The organism is Embleya sp. NPDC055664 (assembly GCF_053618075.1).
On sequence record NZ_JBSHGZ010000035.1, the window covers coordinates 22,341 to 41,984 of the forward strand.

Below are 19,644 nucleotides of genomic sequence, written 5' to 3' on the forward strand. Positions count from 1 at the left end.
ACCGGGGATCGGCCGTGCCCCCGGGCCCGTGCGTCGCTCAGAACCGGTCGCGCCACCGCCAGGCGTGGTCCACCGGACCGATGCCCTCGCCGAGCGGGAAGCCGGCCCGGATCGCGCCGGTGACGTACTCCTTCGCCGCGGCCACCGCGTCCGGCACGGTGTCGCCGAGCGCGAGCCGCGAGGCGATCGCACTGGCCAGCGTGCAGCCGGTGCCGTGGGTGTGCCGGTTGTCGTAGCGCGGGCTGGTGAACCACCGCTCGTCGGTGCCGTCGAAGAGCAGGTCCGCGGCCTCGCCTTCCAGGTGGCCGCCCTTGACCAGGACCCAGCTCGGGCCGAAGCCGAGCATCGCCTCGGCCGCGCCGCGCATGTCGGCACGCTCGCGCACCTTGTGGCCGGTGAGCAGCTCGACCTCGTACAGGTTGGGGGTGACCAGCGTGGACACCGGCAGCAGCCGGGTGCGCAGGGTCTCCAGCGCGTCGTTGGCGAGCAGCGTGTCGCCGTGCTTGGACGAGGCCACCGGGTCGACCACCACCGGCACCCGTACGTCGCCCAGCAATTCGGCGACCACCGCCACCAGGTTCGGCGACGCGAGCATCCCGGTCTTGATCGCCTGCACGCCGATGTCGTCCACCACACTGCGGAACTGGGCCCGCACCGCCTCGGCCGGCAGCTCCCAGTAGCCCTGGACGCCGAGCGAGTTCTGCGCGGTCACCGCGGCGATCACGCTCATCCCGTGCACGCCGTGGGCCAGCATCGTCTTCAGGTCGGCCTGGATCCCGGCGCCGCCGCCGGAGTCGGAGCCGGCCACCGTCAGCACACGCGGAGGAGTCTGCACCATGCCGTGCAGCCTATCCGCGCCCGTTTCCGGCCCACTTTCCCGCCCCCGACGGCCCCGACCGATCTTCGACCCACGACCCTCAGCCGCGGTCGAAGTGATCCCACCCGCCGGCGACGTCGGGGTCGCGCCCGTCCACGGTGACCCCCGTGCCCGTGTGCACCCGTCCGATCACCCGCCAGCGCGCCGGCAGCGCGGTGCCCGCCGGGAAGGTCGCCGCGAGCGCGTGGTCCTCACCGCCGGTGAGTACCCAGTTGAGCGGATCGGCGCCGAGCGCACGCGCCACGTCGCGCATCTGCGCCGGTACGTCCAGCCGGTCGGACAACACGTCGATCCGCACCCCGGACGCGCGCGAGACGTGGCCCAGGTCGGCGAGCAGACCGTCGCTGACGTCGATCATCGAGGTCGCGCCCAGGACCGCCGCGCCGGGCCCGGCGTCGTAGGGCGGCTCGGGCCGGCGGTGCGCCTCCACGAACGCGCGCGGCGCGCGGTGCCCGTGGCCCAGGATCGCCAGCCCCGCCGCCGACCAGCCCAGCCAGCCGGCGACCGCGACCACGTCGCCCGGTCGGGCCCCCGAGCGCACGACCGGGGCGCGCCCCTGGAGGTCGCCGAGCGCGGTCACCGCGACCGTGACCGTGTCGCCGCCGACCACGTCGCCCCCCGCCACACCCGCCCCGACCACCGCGCACTCGTCGCGCAGGCCGTCGTACAGCTCCAGCGCCCACCCGGTGGGCAGGTCGGGCGGCCCGCACAGCCCGATCAGCAGCGCGGTCGGCACCGCGCCCATCGCCGCGACGTCCGCCAGATTCTGCGCGGCGGCCTTGCGGCCCACGTCGTACGCGGTCGACCAGTCGCGCCGAAAGTGCCGACCCTCGACGAGCAGGTCCATGGTGGCCACCACCCGACCGTCGGCGGCGGCGACCACGGCGGCGTCGTCGCCCGGCCCCAGGGACACGTGCGGCCCCGTCGGCACGCGCGCGACCAGCGCCCCGATCAGGCCGAACTCGCCGAGATCGCCCAGCGTCCCGCTCATCGCCGCTCTCCTGCCATGCCCATCAGCCCTGATCCGCCTCGTCGACGATGTTTGTTCCGGGTGTGTCTTCGGGATGCCTGTTCGAGATGCCGGTTCGGGATCCGGCACCTGTGATGCATCGGCTACCGCTGTGGTCGCCGAGCCCCGCCGGGCCGACAATGGTCGCAGCAGCGGGGATCCCGTCAAGATCCCATCATCCTGCGCGCCGGGAGGCCGTGGTGGTACAGGCATACATCCTGATCCAGACCGAGGTCGGCCGTTCGGCGTCGGTGGCCAGAGCCGTCGCCGCACTGCCGGGGGTGACCCGGGCGGACGACGTCACGGGCCCCTACGACGTGATCGTGCGGGCCGAGGCCACCGACGTGGACCAGTTGGGCCGCCTGGTGGTCGCCGAGGTGCAGCGCATCGACGGCATCACCCGCACCCTGACGTGTCCGGTGGTCAATCTGGGCTGACCCCGACGAAGGAGTGCCGCACCCGACGCGCCCGGGCCCTGTCCGGCGGCCCTGTCCGGCGGACCCGCCGAGATCCGCCGGACAGGGCCTAGGATCGAGGGCGTGCTCTCTCCCCATGTTCTGGCGTGCCTGTTTCCGGTCCTCGCGCTGACCGCGACGGGATGCGGCGACGGGTCGGGGCGGATCGAGGTGACCGCGCCGACGCCGGCGCCGGGGGCGGCGACCGAGGCGTGCCGGGCCCTGCACGACGCGCTGCCGAGCAAGGTGATGAACGCCGGGCCGCGCGAGGTCTCGCCGAAGTCCCCGCTGATCGCCGCGTGGGGTGATCCGGCGATCGTGCTGCGCTGCGGGGTGGGGTTGCCCGCGTCGATGCGGGTGAGCGACCCGACCAAGGTGAACTCGGAGCCCGCCGACTCGGTCGAGGTGAACGGGGTGACGTGGGCGTTCTCGAACTACGCCGGCGGAGTGCGCTTCACCACCGTCTACCGTCGGGCCAACGTCGAGGTGTCGGTGCCGAAGAAGTTCGCCGAGCCGGCCGCGCCGCTGGTCGACGTCGCGGACGCGGTCAGCCGCGCGGTGCCGGCCACGCTGGACCTGTCGGAGCAGTGAGCGGCGACCGAAGCGTCGGCCGCCACTCACGTCTCGGGTCCTAGCGCAGCAGCGAGTTCGGGCGGCGCAGTGCCGCCGAGATCAGCCGGTCGACCAGTTCGGGGTAGTCCACGCCGGTGGCCCGCCACATGCTCGGGTACATCGACACCGGCGTGAAGCCCGGCATCGTGTTCACCTCGTTGATCACGAACTGCCCGTTCTCCAGCAGGAAGAAGTCCACCCGGGCCAGGCCCTCGCAGGACAGCGCCTCGAAGGCGGCGATCGCGAGTCGCTGCACCTCGGCGGTCTGTTCCTTGGTCAGCGCCGCCGGCACGTCCAGTTCGGTGCCGTTGTCGGGCAGATACTTGGCGGCGAAGTCGTAGAACTCGTGGTCGCCACCGACCCGGATCTCGGCGGGCAGACTCGCCCGCGGTCCGTCCTCGAACTCCAGTACGCCACACTCGATCTCACGGCCCGTCAGCATGCCCTCGACGACCACCTTGGGGTCGTGCCGGCGGGCTTCCTCGATCGCCGCGTCCAGGTCCTCGATCCGGTGCACCTTGGTGATGCCCATGCTGGAGCCGGCCCGGGCGGGCTTGACGAACACCGGGAAGCCCAGCGAGGACACCGCCTCGCGCACGGCGGCCGGGTCGCGCTCCCATTCCCGGGGGCGGACCGTGGCATACGGGCCCGAGGGCAGGCCGAAGCCGGCGAACAGGGCCTTCATGTATTCCTTGTCCATGCTCGCCGCGCTGGCCAGCACACCCGACCCGACATAGGGCACCTGGGCCATTTCCAGGAAGCCCTGGAACGTGCCGTCCTCGCCGTAGGGGCCGTGCAGGAGCGGGAAGACCACGTCGATCTCGCCCAGCAGCTTGGGCAGCATGCCGGGTTCGAGCACGGTGATCTCGCGCGCCGTGGGGTCGGCGGCCAGGACCAGCGTCGCGTTGGACTCCGCGACATCGGTGACCTCGGGCAACCGGTCGCCCCGGATCGCCAGCCGGGTCGGATCGTCCCCGACGAGCATCCAGCGCCCGTCGGTACCGATCCCGATCGGCAATACGTCGTACTTGGAGCGGTCGATCGCGGCCAGCACACTCCCTGCGGTGACGCAGGAGATCGCGTGCTCGGAGCTGCGGCCGCCGAAGACGACCGCGACGCGGGGGCGCGAGGAGAAGTGGGGGGTGCCCGAAAGGTCGTTCATGGTCGAACAACCCTATCCCGGCGCGCGTTCGAGCGCAGGGACGGCCCGCCGCGACGACGCCGACCGGACCGCGACGAAGGTGCCCCGACCCGGTCGACGCCGCCGGTCACGACTCGTAGCGTTCCGGCTTGGCGGAGCGGGAGAGCAGGGCCATGCCGACCGTCGGGGGCTTGCCGCCGTGCATGATCGACACGACCACGTCGGTGATCGGCATCTCGACGCCGTACCGACGGGCCAACATCTGTACCGATTCACAGGACTTGAAGCCCTCGGCGATCTGCCGGCTGTCCCGGACCGCCTCCTCGATCGGCGTGCCGCGGCCGATCTTCTCGCCGAAGGTGCGGTTGCGCGACAGTGGCGAGGTACAGGTCGCCACCAAGTCGCCGAGACCGGCCAGGCCCGCGAAGGTGTGCGCGTCCGCGCCCATCGCCGCACCCAGGCGGGCGGTCTCGGCCAGACCGCGGGTGATCAGCGTCGCCTTGGTGTTGTCGCCCATGCCCATGCCGTCGGCCATCCCGACGGCGAGCGCGATCACGTTCTTGACCGCGCCGCCGAGTTCGCAGCCGACCACGTCGGTGTTGGTGTACGGGCGGAAGTAGGACGTGTGGCACGCCTCCTGAAGTCGCCGGGCGACGTCTTCGTCGGTGCACGCGACCACACTCGCGGCGGGCTGGCGCTGGGCGATCTCCATCGCCAGGTTGGGGCCGCTGACCACCGCGATCCGACCCTCGGGCACACCCGCGACCTCGCGGATCACCTCGCTCATCCGGTTCGCGGTGCCCAGTTCGACGCCCTTCATCAGGCTGACCAGGATCGCGTCTTCGGACAACAACGGCGCCCACGCGGTGAGGTTGCCGCGCAGGGTCTGCGACGGCACCGCCAACACCACGAACTCCGCGCCCTCGGCGGCCTTGGCGGGATCGGTGGTGGCCTCGATGCCGACCGGCAGCGCGATATCGGGGAGGTATTCCTCGTTCTCGTGCCGCGTATTGATCGCATCGGCCTGCTCCGGGCGCCGCCCCCACATCACCACGTCGCACCCCGCCTCGGCGAGCACGATCGAGAAGGCAGTCCCCCAGGACCCCATGCCGAATACCGCGCAGCGCGTCATGCGCGACCGCCCGCGGTGCCGGCGGTGCCGTCGGTCTCGGTGTCCGTCGGCTTGGCGTCCGTCGGCTCGACCTCGACTCCCTCGACTCCCTCGGCGCCCTCGGCGCCCTCGACCGCACCCTTGCGGCCCGGTCCCCGGCGCACGCCGGCGTTCGGCGGGGCCGGTTCGTCCCGCAGCTTGACCAGCAGCTCGGTGATCGACTCCATGATCCGGTCGGTCGCGCCGCGCAGTACGTCGGCGGTCAACTCGCGCCCCCGGAACTCGTCCAGGTCGACCGGCGGGCCGGCCAGCACGTGCATCGTCTTGCGCGGCAACAAGCGGGGTCGTTTCGTGTACGGCGGCAACAACTCGTGCGCGCCCCACTGCGCGACCGGAATCACCGGCGCACCGGTGGTCAGCGCGATCCGGGCCGCACCGGTCTTGCCGAGCATCGGCCACAACGTCTTGTCCCGGGTGATCGTGCCCTCCGGGTAGACCGCGACGCACTCGCCCTTCTCGACCGCCTCCACGGCCGCGCGGAACGCGAGCGCGGCGTCGGCGGAGTCCCGGTACACCGGGATCTGCCCGGCGCCGGCCAGCACCCGCCCGACGAACGGGATCTTGAACAGGCCGGATTTGGCCAGGAAGCGCGGCACTCGGCCGGTGTCGTACTGGAAATGCGCGTAGGTCAGTGGGTCGACATAGGAGATGTGGTTCACCGCCGTGACGAACCCGCCCGACGTCGGGATGTTCTCGGTGCCCCGCCAGTCGCGTTTGGTGAACAGCAACAGCAGGGGCTTGACCACCACGACCGCCAGGCGGTACCAGAAACCGATCCTTCGGCGGGCCACCGGCGTTCCTCCCGTTCATGTGGTTCAAATTCGTAAGTGTGTCGGCGCGGACGCACACCGCGATGTTCCGCGGCCGTGTCGCTCCTCACACCATCGACGTTCCCCGCGTGCGGCGTGGAACATCGATGCTGGCGGAACATCGATGCTGTACGGCGGACCCCATAGTTTCCCCTGGGCCTTCCGCATTGTCGAGAAACGTCCTCGTCGACCGATGAGGATATGGGCTTACGGTACGGATGCGAGGATCTTGCCGATGTCCCCCGCCACGGATTCCACCGCCCCGCGCCGCGCCGCGGACCCCGGCGACCACGTCCGCTCCGCCCCGCCCCGATGGCGGCTCGTGGTGCCGGTGAAGCCGCTGTCGATCGCCAAGAGCCGCCTCGCCGGCGCGATCGGTCCCGGCCATCGCCCCGAACTCGCCCTCGCCTTCGCGCTCGACACCGTCCGCACCGCGCTGACCTGCGACCGGGTGCACGGGGTGCTCGTGGTCACCGACGACGACCGGGTCGCCGCGGCGATCCGGGGGCTGGGCGCCGACGTCGTGGCCGATGTCGGCGGCGGGCTGAACGCCGCGCTCGCACACGGGGCCCGGATCGCCGGCGCGGCCCGACCGCGCACCGGCGTCGCGGCACTGTCCGCCGACCTCCCGGCGTTGCGGGCCGAGGAGTTGGATCGGGTGCTGGCCGCCGCGACGGGTGTGCGGCGGGCGTTCCTGGCGGACACGGCGGGGGTGGGCACCACGTTGCTCGCGGCCGCACCCGGGGTGGCGTTGGCGCCGGGCTTCGGCGGCCCCTCGCGGGCCCGTCACCTGGCCTCGGGTGCGGTCGAACTCACGCCCTACGACGTGGATTCGGTGCGCCGGGATGTGGACACCGGCGAGGATCTGCGGGCCGCGATCGGGCTCGGGGTCGGCGCGGCCACCGCCGCGGTGCTCCCGTCCGTGCCGTTTTCGCCGCGTGCCGCCGCCTCCTGACGCCGCGTCGGTTCCGCGGCGGGTCGGACGGCGGTGACAATGGGGGTATGCAGGGCACCGTGTACACCTTCGAGACCGACTCGCGTGAGGGCGTCGTGCTGCTCGACGACGGCTCTCCCGTGCCCTTCGACGCGGCGGCGTTCGACGCCGGCGGGATGCGTTTCCTGCGCCCCGGCCAGCGGGTTCGGATGACCCTGGACCCGGCCGGCGGACGGGTGGTGCTGGTGACGCTGTACACGCTGCCGGATCCGCCGCGCTGACCTCGCCGGCCGCACCGCCCGCGACCCGCGCCGACGGACCGGACCACGATCGAACATACGGCGACGGGCCGAAACCCCGGGGTGGGGTTCCGGCCCGTCGCCGTCGTACATCTACCGCCGGCTCACGAAGTCCGTCGCGTCAGGCCTTCTTGGCCGCGCGCTTGGTCGCGGTCTTCTTGGCCGCGGGCGCCTTGGCGGCGGCGGGCTTGGCCGCGGCCGGCTTGGCGGTCGCGGCCTTCGGCGCGGCCTTGGTCGCCTTCGCCTTGGTCGTCGGAGCCTTGGCCGCGGCCGGGGTGCTCTTGACGGCCTTGGTGGTGGTGGCCTTGGTGGTGGTCGCGGCCTTGGCGGTGACCTTCTTCGCCGCGGCCGGCTTGGTCGCCGCCTTGGTCGCGGGCGCCTTGGTCGCCTTCTTGGCGGCGGGCTTCGCGGTCGCCGGGGTCTTGGCCGCGGCCGCGGTCTTGCGCGTGGTGGCGGCCGGGGTCTTGACCGCGGCGGCGCGCGAGGTCGCCGGCTTCGCCGACGCCTTGGTCGTCGCGGTGGTCTTGCGAGTGGTCACCTTCGCGGCGGGCGCCGCGGCGTCCGTCGCGACCACGCGCGGAGTGGGGCTGCTCTTGGCAGCCGCGCTCTTCACGTTGGGCTTCGGAAGCTTCTTCGTCCCGCTGGTGTAGTCCTTGAAGCCCTGGCCCGCGCGGAAGCGCGGCACCGAGGTCTTCTTGACGCGCACCCGCTCACCGGTCTGCGGGTTGCGGGCGTATCGAGCCGGACGGTCCACCTTCTCGAACGAGCCGAAGCCCGTGATGGACACCCGGTCTCCCGCCGTCACCGCACGAACGATGGTGTCGAGGACGGCATCGACTGCCTCTGCGGCGGCCTTGCGGCCACCCAGTCGGTCAGCGACCGCCTCGACGAGCTGCGCCTTGTTCACGTCTTCCCCTTCGGAAACCGATGCCGGGACAGTTCAGCCGGCATTGGGCACGCTAAGCATCCAAAAGTGCCGAAGCAATTACCGAACGGGCGAATCACCCTTGTGTCGCAACGGATTCAGGCTTCGGCGGTGTCCCGCGAACTCGCGGGCCCCGCGTCCAACTCGTCCATCAACTTGGTCAGTCGCCGGTCGGCGTCCGCCAAATCATGCTTTGCCGCGTCGGTGATGACCAACAAGCGGCGGATTAGCGCCACTTTCGCCTCGTTCGGTAGTCGGAGCCTACGCACCCGGGCGTGGGCGACCTTCAACCGGGTGGCCAGTTCGGCGAAGAGTTCCACTTCTTCGAACTCGTTCACGTGTCGGCCTTGGTGCTCCACACCGCAATTGTGACAGCTCATCCGGCTATGGGCACAACGGGGCGGCCATTGGGGCGAATCCCGAACACGCGAACGGCGGGACGCAACCGCGTCCCGCCGTTCATTTTCGGCCGATCGGCCTATTTTGCAAGGGAGTTCGTGATCAACCCACCGGCTGGGTGCGCGGCAGCCAACTCGGTCGGTTCGCCTCGAACGAGGTGATGTCCTCTTCGTGACGCAGGGTCAGACCGATGTCGTCCAGCCCCTCGAGGAGGCGCCAGCGGGTGTAGTCGTCGATCTCGAAGTCGGCGACGATCTCGCCCGCGCGCACCTGACGACCCACCAGATCGACGGTGATCTCGGCGGTCGGGTCCGCCTCGGTCAGCGCCCACAGGCGTTCGACGGTCTCCTGCGGCAGTACCACGGTCAGCAGCCCGCCCTTTTGCGAGTTGCCGCGGAAGATGTCCGCGAAGCGCGCCGAGATCACCGCCTTGAACCCGTAGTTCTGCAGCGCCCATACGGCGTGTTCCCGGGAGGACCCGGTGCCGAAGTCGGGACCGGCCACCAGGACCGTGGCGCCGGCGCGCTCGGGCCGGTTCAGCACGAACTCCGGGTTCTTGCGCCAGGCTTCGAACAGACCGTCCTCGAAACCGTCGCGGGTGACCTTCTTGAGCCAGTGCGCGGGGATGATCTGGTCGGTGTCCACGTTGCTCTCGCGCAGCGGGACGGCCGTTCCGGTGTGGGTGGTGAAGGCTTCCATGGCTCAGACTCCTGCGGTGCTCAGGTCGGCGGGGGCGGCCAGGTGGCCCAGCACGGCGGTCGCGGCGGCGACCTGCGGCGAGACCAGGTGGGTACGGCCGCCCTTGCCCTGCCGTCCCTCGAAGTTGCGGTTGGACGTGGACGCGCTGCGCTCGCCGGGGGCGAGTTGGTCGGGGTTCATGCCCAGGCACATCGAGCAGCCCGCATAGCGCCACTCGGCGCCGAACTCGGTGAACACCTTGTCCAGGCCCTCGGAAACGGCCTGGAGCGAGACCCGCACCGAACCCGGAACGACCAGCATCCGCACACCGTCGGCGACCTTGCGGCCCTTGACGATGTCGGCCACCTCGCGCAGGTCCTCGATCCGGCCGTTGGTGCACGAGCCGACGAAGACCGTGTCCACCGCGATGTCGCGCAGTTTCTGGCCAGCCGTCAGACCCATGTACGCGATGGCCTTCTCGGCCGCCGCACGCTCGACCGGGTCCACGATCGCGACCGGGTCCGGCACCGACTCGGCCAGCGGCGCGCCCTGGCCGGGGTTGGTCCCCCAGGTGACGAACGGCGAGAGTTCGGCCGCGTCGATCACCACTTCCTTGTCGAACACCGCGTCCTCATCGGTGACCAGGCTCCGCCAGTACGCGACGGCGGTGTCCCAGTCGGCGCCCTGCGGCGCGTGCGGGCGGCCGTCCAGGTACGCGAACGTGGTCTCGTCCGGGGCGATCATGCCCGCCCGGGCGCCGGCCTCGATCGACATGTTGCACACGGTCATCCGGCCCTCCATCGAGAGGTTGCGGATCGCCTGACCGCGATACTCGATGACATAGCCCTGACCGCCGCCGGTGCCGATCCGCGCGATCACCGCGAGGATCAGGTCCTTGGCACCGACCCCCTCGGGCAGCGCGCCCTCGACGGTCACCGCCATCGTCTTGAACGGCGCCATCGGCAGTGTCTGGGTGGCCAGCACGTGCTCGACCTGGCTGGTGCCGATGCCGAACGCCAGTGCGCCGAACGCGCCGTGGGTCGCGGTGTGGCTGTCCCCGCAGACCACGGTCGTGCCCGGCTGGGTCAGCCCGAGCTGCGGGCCGACCACGTGCACGATGCCCTGTTCCACGTCGCCCAGCGAGTGGATCCGGACCCCGAACTCGGCGGCGTTCTTGCGCAGCGTCTCGATCTGGGCGCGCGAGACCGGGTCCGCGATGGGTTTGTCGACGTCGAGCGTCGGCGTGTTGTGGTCCTCGGTCGCGATCGTGAGATCGGTGCGCCGGACCGGGCGGCCGGCCTGACGCAGACCGTCGAACGCCTGCGGACTGGTCACCTCGTGCAGCAGGTGCAGGTCGATGTAGAGCAGGTCCGGCTCGCCCTCCGCGCGACGCACCACGTGTGCGTCCCAGACCTTCTCCGCGAGTGTCCGTCCCATCGCTGTCCCTCCGGCCGGCGCCATTGCCGGCGCTGTGTGTCCCTCGTGTCGCGCGGGTGCGGCTGATTCCGTATCCGCGATCGACGCCCTGACGCGTGCCCACGTCCCGACGCTTCCCGGCTGTTCTCCGGTGGTCGGCTCGGCGCGTTGCGCCACTGTGCCGGCACCGGGCCCGAGGGTGGACTTGCGTCTCGTAATCCGAGACGGCAATATCAAGGCATGGACAATTCTAGCGGAGTCGGCGTTCTCGACAAGGCCGCTGTCGTGCTGGCCGCGCTCGAAGCCGGTCCCGCCACGCTCGCGGGACTCGTCGCCATAACCGGTCTTGCCCGGCCCACGGCGCATCGACTCGCGGTCGCCCTGGAGCACCACCGTCTGGTCGCCCGCGACATGCAGGGTCGCTTCGTGCTCGGCCCGCGGCTGGCCGAGCTGGCCGCCGCGGCCGGCGAGGACCGGCTGCTCGCCGCCGCGCACCCGGTGCTCGCGCACATGCGCGACATCACCGGCGAGAGCGCGCAGCTCTACCGGCGCCAGGGCGACATGCGCGTGTGCGTGGCCGCGGCCGAGCGGCTCTCCGGCCTGCGCGACACCGTCCCCGTCGGCAGCACGCTGCCGATGAAGGCCGGTTCGGCCGCGCAGTGCCTGCTCGCCTGGGAGGAGCCGGAGCGGCTGCACCGGGGTCTGCAGGGCGCGCGGTTCACCGCCACCACGCTCTCCGGCGTGCGGCGCCGCGGCTGGGCGCAGAGCATCGGCGAACGTGAGCCGGGCGTCGCGTCCGTCTCCGCCGCCGTGCGCGGCCCCAGCAACCGCGTGGTGGCCGCGGTGTCCGTCTCCGGCCCGATCGAGCGGCTGACCCGGCACCCCGGGCGGCTGCACGCGCAGGCCGTGATGGAGGCCGCCGCCAAGTTGTCCGACGCACTGCGCCGGGCCCAGGTGGAGGTCTGACCCCCGTCGACCCCGGACGCCGCCGAGCGTCCGGGCCGGCGCCGCCGGGGCGATCGCCGACGCGGCCCGCGCGGGGTGTACCCCCGACCCTCCGCGTCGGCACCCACATCGGCGCCGCGTCGGCACACCGTGCCCGGGAAACAAAGAAGACCTCCCGCGAGTGCGAGAGGTCTTCTTCTTCGAGGTAGCCCCGACGGGATTCGAACCCGCGCTACCGCCTTGAGAGGGCGGCGTGCTAGGCCACTACACAACGGGGCCTCGTATTGCCGGTGTTGCTCCGAGCCGCCTGCGAGGCGACACGGTGACGATCTGGTAGCCCCGACGGGATTCGAACCCGCGCTACCGCCTTGAGAGGGCGGCGTGCTAGGCCACTACACAACGGGGCCAGATCGCAATCATCAACTCTTACCAGCGACATCGCCCGAAGGCGATGCAGCTGGGGTACCAGGACTCGAACCTAGACTAACGGAACCAGAAACCGTCGGGCTGCCAATTACCCCATACCCCAATGCTCGGTCCTTCGCCTTACCCGGGGGTTTTTGCGAGGACTTCGCTCCGCGCTGCTCCCTTGCGGGGCGGCACGAGAAGAACTTTACCCGATGAGGCGCGCGTGACCAAAACGGGTTACCGGTCCCCCGTTCGAACCACCACAAGTCCGGCCGGCCCGCCCACGACGTGCGCGGAAGACCCGTTCAGCCGCGCTTGACCACGGTGTTCGTGAGGGTGCCGACGCCACCCACGGTGACCGAGACCCGGTCGCCCACGTGCAGTGGTCCGACCCCCGCCGGCGTGCCGGTCAGCAGCACGTCGCCGGGCAGCAGCGTCATCGCCTGGGTGACGTGCACGATCAACTCGGTGACGGTGCGGATCATCTGCCCGGTGCTGCCGGCTTGGCGCACCTCGCCGTTGACCGTGCACGCCACGGTCAACCCCTCGCCCTCGGTGACCTGGTCGAGCGTGATGTCGGTCTCCACCCAAGGGCCCAGCGGGCAGAAGGTGTCCATGCCCTTGGCCCGGCCCCACTGGCCCTCGGTGCGCTGCAGATCGCGCGCGGTCACGTCGTTGGCGCAGGTGAAGCCGAAGATCACCTCCGCCACCCGCTCGGCGGGCACGTCGCGGCACATCCGGCCGATCACCACGGCCAGTTCGGCCTCGTGGTGCACCTCGTCGGAGATCTGCGGGTACGCGATGCCGTCGCCGTGTCCGATCACGGACGTGGACGGCTTGAGGAAGGTGATCGGCGCGTCCGGGAGCGCACTGCCCATCTCGGCGGCGTGCGCGGCGTAGTTCTTGCCGATCGCCACCACCTTGCTGGGCAACACCGGCGCGAGCAGGCGCACCGAGGACAGCGCGTGTTGCGCGCCGGTGGGCCGCAGTTCGCCGAAGGGGTGGCCCGCGAGGGCGTGTACGACCAGTGACTCGGGTCGGTCGGCGTCGCCGGTCACCACCCCGAAGGAGACGGAATCGTCGGTGGAGAACCTGGCGATGCGCACGATGGGGTCACCCTTGCCGGAGAGTCACGAACGAGACGTGCCCAAGGCTACGCGGGCGCGACCCGGGTCGGCGTCGCGCCGCGGCGGATGCGCAGGTGACGGGCGTGACGGGGGAAGGGTGCGAGGGGCGTGCGGCCGGCGGTGGATCCGGGACGTCGGCGGCTCAGGCCGAGGTGTCGGCGTCGGTCGGGACGTCCATCAGGTTCGTCCGCCGGGGGTTCGCGGTGCGCACCTCGGCGATGACCGACCGGGCGGCCTCTGTCGTGCGCTGACGCGGTAGCACCGCGTCGACCTGCGTACGCCTGGGGTTGGCCGTGCTGGGGCGGTGCGTGCTGATGGTGTCCACGGTTCCCGGTTCTCGCTGTTCTCGCTCGTTCTCGTCCACAGATGCGCGCGGGGTGCGATGTCGTGCACCCTGTGCAGTCTTGCCCGCCAAGATTACCCGTGGTTACGTCGGGGGTGGTCACGGGTCACCCACGGCTGCTGCTCACCGACCGCACATCACGGTTTACACCAGGTGTTCGAGCCGGCACATCAATATGTGATTTTCACCTCCCCGGAACCTCGACAAACGTATGGCATTTTGCCCCTGATCGTCCGTTAATACCGGCTGAATGCCGCCCGAAACGGCTTAATCGCCGAGATCGGGTTGAATCACGGTTTGTCCGGACCCCGCTATCTTGTTGCGGCCCCGTGGCTGTGCTGAAATGCCTGCGACCACGGGGGTGGTTCCCAACAAGCGGAGTTCCTTCACCTTGTCGCGCGAGCGCGACGGAGGTGCCCTGGGAAGAACGCGAATCCAGGGATTTACGCGCACACGAGCCTCGCCTTACCGGCGGGTCTAACGACTGGTCACAAGAGGTTGCGACGCTAGTGCAGGGACGTCGGAAGAAGCAGCACGACTCCGCAGGGGCCCCGGCCACGGCCGGCCCCGCCACGCCGGAGGTGCGAGCCCCGCAGCAAGCCAGCGGACCCCAGGACGCCAACGAGACCCCCGACTCCGTCGGGGACTCCCTAGCCGGCGCCGGGGCAGCCCGGCCCGCCGGGACGGCACCGTCCCGGCTCAAGTTGCTGTTCTCGATCAGGAACTGGCGCATCCGCACCCGGATCACCGCGCTGCTCCTGCTCCCGGTCGTGGTCGCCGCGTTGCTCGGCGGCCTGCGTATCCAGTCGTCGATCGACAAGACGCAAGAGATGGACACGGTGCAAAAGGCATCGGCCATCATCGACCAGGCGTCGACGCTGGCCGCGTGGCTGGAGCAGGAACGCGACCTGCTCGCGCAGGCGAGCGTGGCTCCGTCGGCGGATCTGACGGGCGAGGTGAACAAGGCCAAGAAGACCACCGACGACCAGGTCACCGTCTACAACGCAAGCGCCGCGAAGCTGAACACCGACTCGATGCCGGTGCTCGGTGCCACGCTCAAGGACATCGGCCACTCGCTGACGGAGTTGAACCGCACCCGTCAGGACGCCTTCAAGACCAGCACCCGCAGCACCATCGACGCCTACAACAAGATGATCCTGCAGCTGCTGCAGATCAACCAGGAGGCGCCCGAGGTCACCCGTGACGCCGACCTGATCCAGGGCGCCCGCGCGCTGGGTTCGTTCGGCGAGGCGAAGGCGTACGCGTCCTCGCAGCGCGCCGCGGTCGTCGCGTACGCGCTCAAGCCGAACGACCTCCCGCTGGAGGCGGGCGAGACGCTCGCGCGACTGAACGAGGGCGAGCAGAACGCGATCCGCGCGTTCATCAGCGTCGCCCCCGCCGACTGGAGCGCGCTGTACAAGTCGGGCGTCAGCCGGGACAAGATCACCCTGGTCGAAGAGGCCTTCCAGCAGTTCAAGGGCATGGTCGGCGCCGCGGTGTCCGCTCCCAAGCCCGGCGGCAACGCCAAGCTGGACAACATCGGCGAGTTCAACCAGCAGACCTGGTGGACGCTGTCCACGGACAAGATCGGCGCGCTCGGTCAGGTCGAGGCCCAGCTGGGCAAGAAGCTGACCGCCACCGCGAAGGACCTGCGCGACCAGGCCCGTACCGACGCCCTGGTCAACACGATCCTCGTCGTCGGCGCGCTGTTGATCACCATCCTGCTCGGTGTGATCGTGGCCCGTTCGCTGGTGCGTTCGCTCAACACGCTGCGTCGGTCCGCGCTCGAGGTCGCCGAGGAGCGGCTGCCCGAGACGGTGCGCCGACTCTCCGAGTCGGACCCCGGCGACGTGGACCTGGCCATCGAGCCGATCGGCGTGTTGTCCCGGGACGAGATCGGCCAGGTGGCGCGCGCGTTCGACGCGGTGCACGCCGAGGCCGTACGACTCGCCGCCGAACAGGCCCTGCTGCGTGGCAACGTCAACTCGATGTTCGTCAACCTCTCGCGCCGCAGCCAGAGCCTGATCCAGCGTCAGCTTGCGCTCATCTCCGACCTGGAGAACCGCGAGGCGGACCCGGACCAGCTGGCCAACCTGTTCAAGCTCGACCACCTCGCCACCCGCATGCGCCGCAACGGTGAGAACCTCCTGGTGCTCGCGGGCGAGGAGCCGGGCCGGCGCTGGACCCGACCGGTTCCGCTGGTCGACGTGCTGCGCGCCGCGGCCTCCGAGGTGGAGCAGTACGAGCGGGTCGAGTTGGGCGCGCTGCCCACCACCGACATCGCCGGCCGCGCGGTCAACGACCTCGTGCACCTGCTCGCCGAGTTGCTGGAGAACTCCACCACGTTCTCCAGCCCGCACACCAAGGTCCGCGTCACCGGCCACATCCTTCCCGACGGCCGGGCGCTGATCGAGATCCACGACAACGGCATCGGGCTCACCGGCGACGACCTCGCCGACGCCAACCAGCGGCTGGCCCGTCCGCCGGTGGTGGACGTGTCCATCTCGCGTCGCATGGGTCTGTTCGTGGTCGGCCGACTGGCCACCCGCCACGGCATCCGCGTCCAGCTCCGGCCGGGCGAGGGTGGCGGTACCACCGCGCTGGTCATGCTCCCGATCGAGCTCATCCAGGGCGACCGCCCCGGGGGCGGCGACGGGTGGAGCAAGGGCGGCGACAAGACCGCGGCCGCGGTGTCCGGCTGGAGCGAGGAACTGCCCTCGGCCACGCCCGCCGCGCCGGCCCTGCCCGGTCCTCGGGTCGGCAGCCGGGCCCAGGAGCGCAACCGGCGGCGCGAACTGCCGCAGCGCAGCGCCGAGACGCCGGTGCAGCCGGTCAACCAGCCGCCCCAGCCGACGCCGGCCGCGGACAACCGGCCCGCCCAGGCGCCGGTGCAGCAGGAGCCGTCCTACGGCAGCACCCAGTCCTTCGAGGCGCCGTCCTTCCAGGACGCCTCGACCGGGCAGGACACGCCGTACCCGGGCACGGTGAACCCGTTCGCGAGCGAGCCGGGCGTGCACAGCACCGGTGCGCACCGCGCCCCGAGTTCGCCGCCGCCGGCCACGCCCGGTCGGGACAACCCGTTCGCCCCGGTCGGGCCGTCGGCCCAGGACACGGGCGCCTTCCCGGCCGCGCCGCCGGCGCCGATGTTCGGCACCGCCGAGGACCACCTCGGAGCCGAGGCACAGCAGGCGCAGTTCGGCACGGACACCGGGTCCTTCCCGGCCGCGCCGCAGTTCGGCGACGGCACCGTACGCGCGGGTGACACCTCGCAGTTCGCGTCACCGTTCGGATACGCGGACGAGCCGCGTCCCGAGGCCGACATCGACCCGCTCGACCCGCTCGGCTACGAGCAGTCCGGGCAGTTCGGCGGCCCGGGTGCGGAGCTCGCACCGCGCCGGGACGAGCCGCAGCGCCCGACCTGGGGCACCGAGTACGACGAACTCACCCCGGTGGCGCCGCTGCCGCCGATCGAGCCCGTCGCGCCGCCGGCCGAGGTGCCGTCCGGCTACGACGCGCCGCGCCGGGAGGAGTTGACCCGTCGCGACGAACTGCCGCAGCGGGCGCCCGAGTCCGGAGACGAACTCGGGATGGACACCGGCGACGCGCTGCCCGTGCTGCGCGGTCCGGCGCAGACGCGTCCCCTGCCGGTGCGGTCGGAGCAGGACGAGCACGCCAGGGCCGAGCAGGTGCGCGGCCCGCAGGGCGATGTGCGTCCGGCGGTCTCACCGTTCGAGCCGGCCGGTCCGGGTCGTTCGGAAACCGGTCCGTTCGCGCCCGTCGGTGCGCAGGAAATCGCCGAACAGGTGCCTGCTCCGTCCGAGTTGGACATGAGTGCGCCCCCGAGCACCGGGGACGACGGTAGGCTTCCCATCTTCGACACACTCGAGTCGGACTGGTTCCACCGCCAGGGCAACCGCGGCGGTCGGATGCGTGCCGCGCAGGTCCGTTCCACGCCGCGAGGCGGGGAGCGAGCCGTACCGGCAGGCGAGCAGGCGCTCCCGGATCCGGGTCCGTTGGGCGATCTCGATCGTCGGGTGCCGATGGCGACCAATCCGCCGCAGGCACCGGCCGAGCCGGCACCGGCGTTCGGCGGTGGGCGTCAGCAGCCCGCCACCGACATGTTCGGGACGCCGACGGAGCCGGACGAGGTCGTCGAGCAGTCCGCCGCGGTCTCCCCCGCCGGCGGCCCGCAGGGGCCGCAGTCGGGTTGGTACTCCGCGGGTGACGACGGTTGGCGCGCGGCCGAGGCCGCTCGTGAGCCGTCCTCGGGTGGCACCACCGGAGCGGGCCTGCCCCGACGTGTGCCCCGCGCCAACCTGGTGCCGGGCGGCGTCGAGCAGTCCGGCGGGGCTCAGGCCCCGGGTCACACGGGTGCGGGCTCTGCCGCGGCCGGGTCCCGTCGGGAGCCGGGTCGACCGACCGCGCCGAGCGGGCCGGGCCTGTCCCGGTCGCCCGACGAGGTCCGTGGACGGCTGACCAACTTCCGCCGGGGCATCCAGCAGGGTCGCACCGCCGGGGCCGGGGGATCCGCCCCTCGACCTCGTGACGAGAACAACCAGGAGCAGGCATGACTGAGAAGTCGTTGAGCCAGGCCGCGCAGAACCTGAACTGGCTGATCACGAACTTCGTGGACAACACCCCCGGGGTGTCGCACACGGTCGTGGTCTCCGCGGACGGCCTGCTGCTCGCCCTGTCCGAGGGCTTCCCTCGCGACCGGGCCGACCAGCTCGCCGCCGTCGCATCGGGTTTGACCAGCCTGACCCAGGGTGCGTCCCGTATCTTCGAGGGCGGGCACGTCACCCAGACGGTCGTGGAAATGGAACGGGGTTTCCTCTTTATCATGTCGATTTCGGACGGCTCCTCGTTGGCCGTGCTGGCGTCGCCGGAGTGCGACATCGGCCTGATCGGCTACGAGATGGCCCTGCTCGTCGATCGCGCGGGCGCCGTGCTCACGCCGGCGCTGCGCGCCGAACTCCAAGGTGCACTGCCGCGATGACACCTTCGGATATGTCCGATCACGGGGACCAGGAGTTTCACGAGACCCTGGTCCGCCCGTATGCCATGACCGGTGGTCGTACCCGGCCTCGCTACCAGCTCGCGCTGGAGGCCTTGGTCACCACGACACCTCAGGTGGCCAATCCACCCGGCCTGTTGCCCGAGCACCAGCGCATCTGCGCGCTGTGTCGGGAGGTCAAGTCGGTAGCCGAGATCTCGGCTCTGCTCACCATCCCGCTCGGTGTCGCCCGCGTCCTCGTCGCGGATCTCGCCGAAGCCGGCCTGGTGGTCATCCACCAGCCCGGGAACGACCAGGGGCAGCCGGACGTCACGCTGCTCGAAAGGGTGCTCAGTGGACTTCGCAAGCTCTAGCCCGGGCCCGGTTCCCGCCAGGTCCTCCACCACGTCGGCGAAGATCGTCGTCGCCGGCGGATTCGGCGTGGGCAAGACCACGCTCGTCGGTGCCGTCTCGGAGATCGCTCCGCTGCGTACCGAAGCGGTCATGACGTCCGCGAGCGCCGGGGTCGACGACCTGTCGGCGACGCCGGACAAGCAGACCACCACGGTCGCGATGGACTTCGGTCGCATCACGCTGGACGAGGATCTGATCCTGTACCTGTTCGGTACTCCGGGTCAGCACCGATTCTGGTTCATGTGGGACGACCTGGTCCGCGGCGCGATCGGCGCCGTGGTTCTGGTGGACACCCGCCGACTCGCCGATTGTTTCCCCGCGATCGACTACTTCGAGAACAGCGGTCTGCCGTTCATCGTCGCGTTGAACTGCTTCGACGGATTGCAGACCCACCACGCGGAGGATGTCCGCGAGGCATTGCAAATAGGGCCCGACACCCCGATCGTGAGCTGTGACGCACGGCGCCGCGAATCGGCCAAGTCGACCCTGATCACGCTGGTCGAGCATGCTCTGATGGCTCGCCTGCGCTGACCTTCGGTACACGTTCCACCTGTTTTTTTCGTATTTTGCACCAGCACACCTCAGGCGAATCCCATTGCGGGGTTCGCCTGAGGTGTTGTCGCCGTGCGAACGGCCCGGGGAGGATTCCCGAGGGTTGTACGGGGAATTCGACAAACGTGTGACAGGAC

General features: G+C 70.9%; 20 protein-coding genes and 3 tRNA genes. 9 read left to right on the plus strand and 14 right to left on the minus strand.

Features of this window, described 5'->3' with window-relative positions:
* Positions 1 to 37: 37 nt before the first annotated feature.
* The gene (thiD, locus tag ACWGR4_RS37735; protein ID WP_379995228.1) at positions 38 to 838 is read right to left on the minus strand and encodes a bifunctional hydroxymethylpyrimidine kinase/phosphomethylpyrimidine kinase; all 801 of its coding nucleotides are present in this window, start codon (positions 836 to 838) and stop codon (positions 38 to 40) included.
* A 79-nt stretch (positions 839 to 917) separates the two neighbouring features.
* The gene (locus tag ACWGR4_RS37740; protein ID WP_452132243.1) at positions 918 to 1,868 is read right to left on the minus strand and encodes a thiamine-phosphate kinase; all 951 of its coding nucleotides are present in this window, start codon (positions 1,866 to 1,868) and stop codon (positions 918 to 920) included.
* Positions 1,869 to 2,086: 218 nt separating this feature from the next.
* On the opposite strand from ACWGR4_RS37740, the gene ACWGR4_RS37745 reads away from it, so the two are divergent.
* Both ACWGR4_RS37745 and ACWGR4_RS37750 read left to right on the plus strand, forming a co-directional pair.
* Positions 2,087 to 2,323 (plus strand): Lrp/AsnC ligand binding domain-containing protein, encoded by a 237-nt coding sequence (locus tag ACWGR4_RS37745; protein WP_126642809.1) that lies wholly within the window; start codon positions 2,087 to 2,089, stop codon positions 2,321 to 2,323.
* Positions 2,324 to 2,425: 102 nt separating this feature from the next.
* Positions 2,426 to 2,932 (plus strand): DUF3515 domain-containing protein, encoded by a 507-nt coding sequence (locus ACWGR4_RS37750; protein ID WP_452132244.1) that lies wholly within the window; start codon positions 2,426 to 2,428, stop codon positions 2,930 to 2,932.
* Positions 2,933 to 2,972: 40 nt separating this feature from the next.
* On the opposite strand, the gene ACWGR4_RS37755 is transcribed toward ACWGR4_RS37750, so the two are convergent.
* The 3 genes from ACWGR4_RS37755 to ACWGR4_RS37765 form a co-directional block, all read right to left on the minus strand.
* On the minus strand, positions 2,973 to 4,115 hold the full coding sequence (locus tag ACWGR4_RS37755) for a D-alanine--D-alanine ligase family protein (RefSeq protein ID WP_379995222.1): 1,143 nt from the start codon (positions 4,113 to 4,115) through the stop codon (positions 2,973 to 2,975).
* Between the two features lie 106 nt (positions 4,116 to 4,221).
* Positions 4,222 to 5,226 (minus strand): NAD(P)H-dependent glycerol-3-phosphate dehydrogenase, encoded by a 1,005-nt coding sequence (locus ACWGR4_RS37760; RefSeq protein WP_452132245.1) that lies wholly within the window; start codon positions 5,224 to 5,226, stop codon positions 4,222 to 4,224.
* A complete protein-coding gene (locus tag ACWGR4_RS37765) occupies positions 5,223 to 6,056 on the minus strand; it encodes a lysophospholipid acyltransferase family protein (RefSeq protein WP_452132246.1) in 834 nt (277 codons plus the stop codon). Before ACWGR4_RS37765 ends, ACWGR4_RS37760 begins: the two co-directional genes overlap by 4 nt.
* Before the next feature lie 253 nt (positions 6,057 to 6,309).
* On the opposite strand from ACWGR4_RS37765, the gene cofC reads away from it, so the two are divergent.
* Both cofC and ACWGR4_RS37775 read left to right on the plus strand, forming a co-directional pair.
* A complete protein-coding gene (gene cofC, locus ACWGR4_RS37770) occupies positions 6,310 to 7,029 on the plus strand; it encodes a 2-phospho-L-lactate guanylyltransferase (protein WP_452132247.1) in 720 nt (239 codons plus the stop codon).
* 47 nt (positions 7,030 to 7,076) lie between these two features.
* A complete protein-coding gene (locus ACWGR4_RS37775) occupies positions 7,077 to 7,289 on the plus strand; it encodes a hypothetical protein (RefSeq protein WP_379995214.1) in 213 nt (70 codons plus the stop codon).
* Positions 7,290 to 7,428: 139 nt separating this feature from the next.
* On the opposite strand, the gene ACWGR4_RS37780 is transcribed toward ACWGR4_RS37775, so the two are convergent.
* The 4 genes from ACWGR4_RS37780 to leuC all read right to left on the minus strand — a co-directional run bounded on the left by ACWGR4_RS37780 (position 7,429) and on the right by leuC (position 10,746).
* On the minus strand, positions 7,429 to 8,214 hold the full coding sequence (locus ACWGR4_RS37780) for an HU family DNA-binding protein (RefSeq protein WP_452129448.1): 786 nt from the start codon (positions 8,212 to 8,214) through the stop codon (positions 7,429 to 7,431).
* 116 nt (positions 8,215 to 8,330) lie between these two features.
* Entirely contained in the window at positions 8,331 to 8,591 is a 261-nt protein-coding gene (locus ACWGR4_RS37785; protein WP_371863149.1) for an SCO5555 family protein, read from the minus strand.
* Positions 8,592 to 8,733: 142 nt separating this feature from the next.
* Positions 8,734 to 9,330 (minus strand): 3-isopropylmalate dehydratase small subunit, encoded by a 597-nt coding sequence (gene leuD, locus ACWGR4_RS37790; protein ID WP_379995210.1) that lies wholly within the window; start codon positions 9,328 to 9,330, stop codon positions 8,734 to 8,736.
* 3 nt (positions 9,331 to 9,333) lie between these two features.
* A complete protein-coding gene (leuC, locus tag ACWGR4_RS37795) occupies positions 9,334 to 10,746 on the minus strand; it encodes a 3-isopropylmalate dehydratase large subunit (protein WP_452129447.1) in 1,413 nt (470 codons plus the stop codon).
* A gap of 219 nt (positions 10,747 to 10,965) precedes the next feature.
* Between leuC and ACWGR4_RS37800 the strand changes: the two genes are divergently transcribed.
* The gene (locus ACWGR4_RS37800; RefSeq protein ID WP_026218813.1) at positions 10,966 to 11,691 is read left to right on the plus strand and encodes an IclR family transcriptional regulator; all 726 of its coding nucleotides are present in this window, start codon (positions 10,966 to 10,968) and stop codon (positions 11,689 to 11,691) included.
* Positions 11,692 to 11,876: 185 nt separating this feature from the next.
* Here the strand turns inward: ACWGR4_RS37800 and ACWGR4_RS37805 are convergent.
* From ACWGR4_RS37805 to ACWGR4_RS37825, 5 genes are all read right to left on the minus strand, one after another.
* Positions 11,877 to 11,949: transfer RNA gene (locus ACWGR4_RS37805), tRNA-Glu, on the minus strand.
* Between the two features lie 52 nt (positions 11,950 to 12,001).
* Positions 12,002 to 12,077: transfer RNA gene (locus ACWGR4_RS37810), tRNA-Glu, on the minus strand.
* A 50-nt stretch (positions 12,078 to 12,127) separates the two neighbouring features.
* Positions 12,128 to 12,199: transfer RNA gene (locus ACWGR4_RS37815), tRNA-Gln, on the minus strand.
* A 184-nt stretch (positions 12,200 to 12,383) separates the two neighbouring features.
* Entirely contained in the window at positions 12,384 to 13,184 is an 801-nt protein-coding gene (locus tag ACWGR4_RS37820) for a fumarylacetoacetate hydrolase family protein (protein WP_379995206.1), read from the minus strand.
* Positions 13,185 to 13,347: 163 nt separating this feature from the next.
* Positions 13,348 to 13,530, minus strand: coding sequence for a hypothetical protein (locus tag ACWGR4_RS37825; protein WP_452129446.1), 183 nt, complete (start codon positions 13,528 to 13,530; stop codon positions 13,348 to 13,350).
* Between the two features lie 527 nt (positions 13,531 to 14,057).
* Here ACWGR4_RS37825 and ACWGR4_RS37830 point away from each other — a divergent pair.
* The 4 genes from ACWGR4_RS37830 to ACWGR4_RS37845 are packed head-to-tail and all read left to right on the plus strand — an operon-like array spanning position 14,058 to position 19,486.
* Complete coding sequence (locus ACWGR4_RS37830) at positions 14,058 to 18,119, plus strand: sensor histidine kinase (RefSeq protein WP_379995202.1); 4,062 nt, start codon at positions 14,058 to 14,060, stop codon at positions 18,117 to 18,119.
* Positions 18,116 to 18,544 (plus strand): roadblock/LC7 domain-containing protein, encoded by a 429-nt coding sequence (locus ACWGR4_RS37835; RefSeq protein WP_020553297.1) that lies wholly within the window; start codon positions 18,116 to 18,118, stop codon positions 18,542 to 18,544. Before ACWGR4_RS37830 ends, ACWGR4_RS37835 begins: the two co-directional genes overlap by 4 nt.
* Positions 18,436 to 18,915 (plus strand): DUF742 domain-containing protein, encoded by a 480-nt coding sequence (locus tag ACWGR4_RS37840; RefSeq protein ID WP_371863148.1) that lies wholly within the window; start codon positions 18,436 to 18,438, stop codon positions 18,913 to 18,915. Before ACWGR4_RS37835 ends, ACWGR4_RS37840 begins: the two co-directional genes overlap by 109 nt.
* Positions 18,896 to 19,486, plus strand: coding sequence for a GTP-binding protein (locus ACWGR4_RS37845; RefSeq protein ID WP_078975288.1), 591 nt, complete (start codon positions 18,896 to 18,898; stop codon positions 19,484 to 19,486). Before ACWGR4_RS37840 ends, ACWGR4_RS37845 begins: the two co-directional genes overlap by 20 nt.
* Positions 19,487 to 19,644 lie beyond the last annotated feature (158 nt).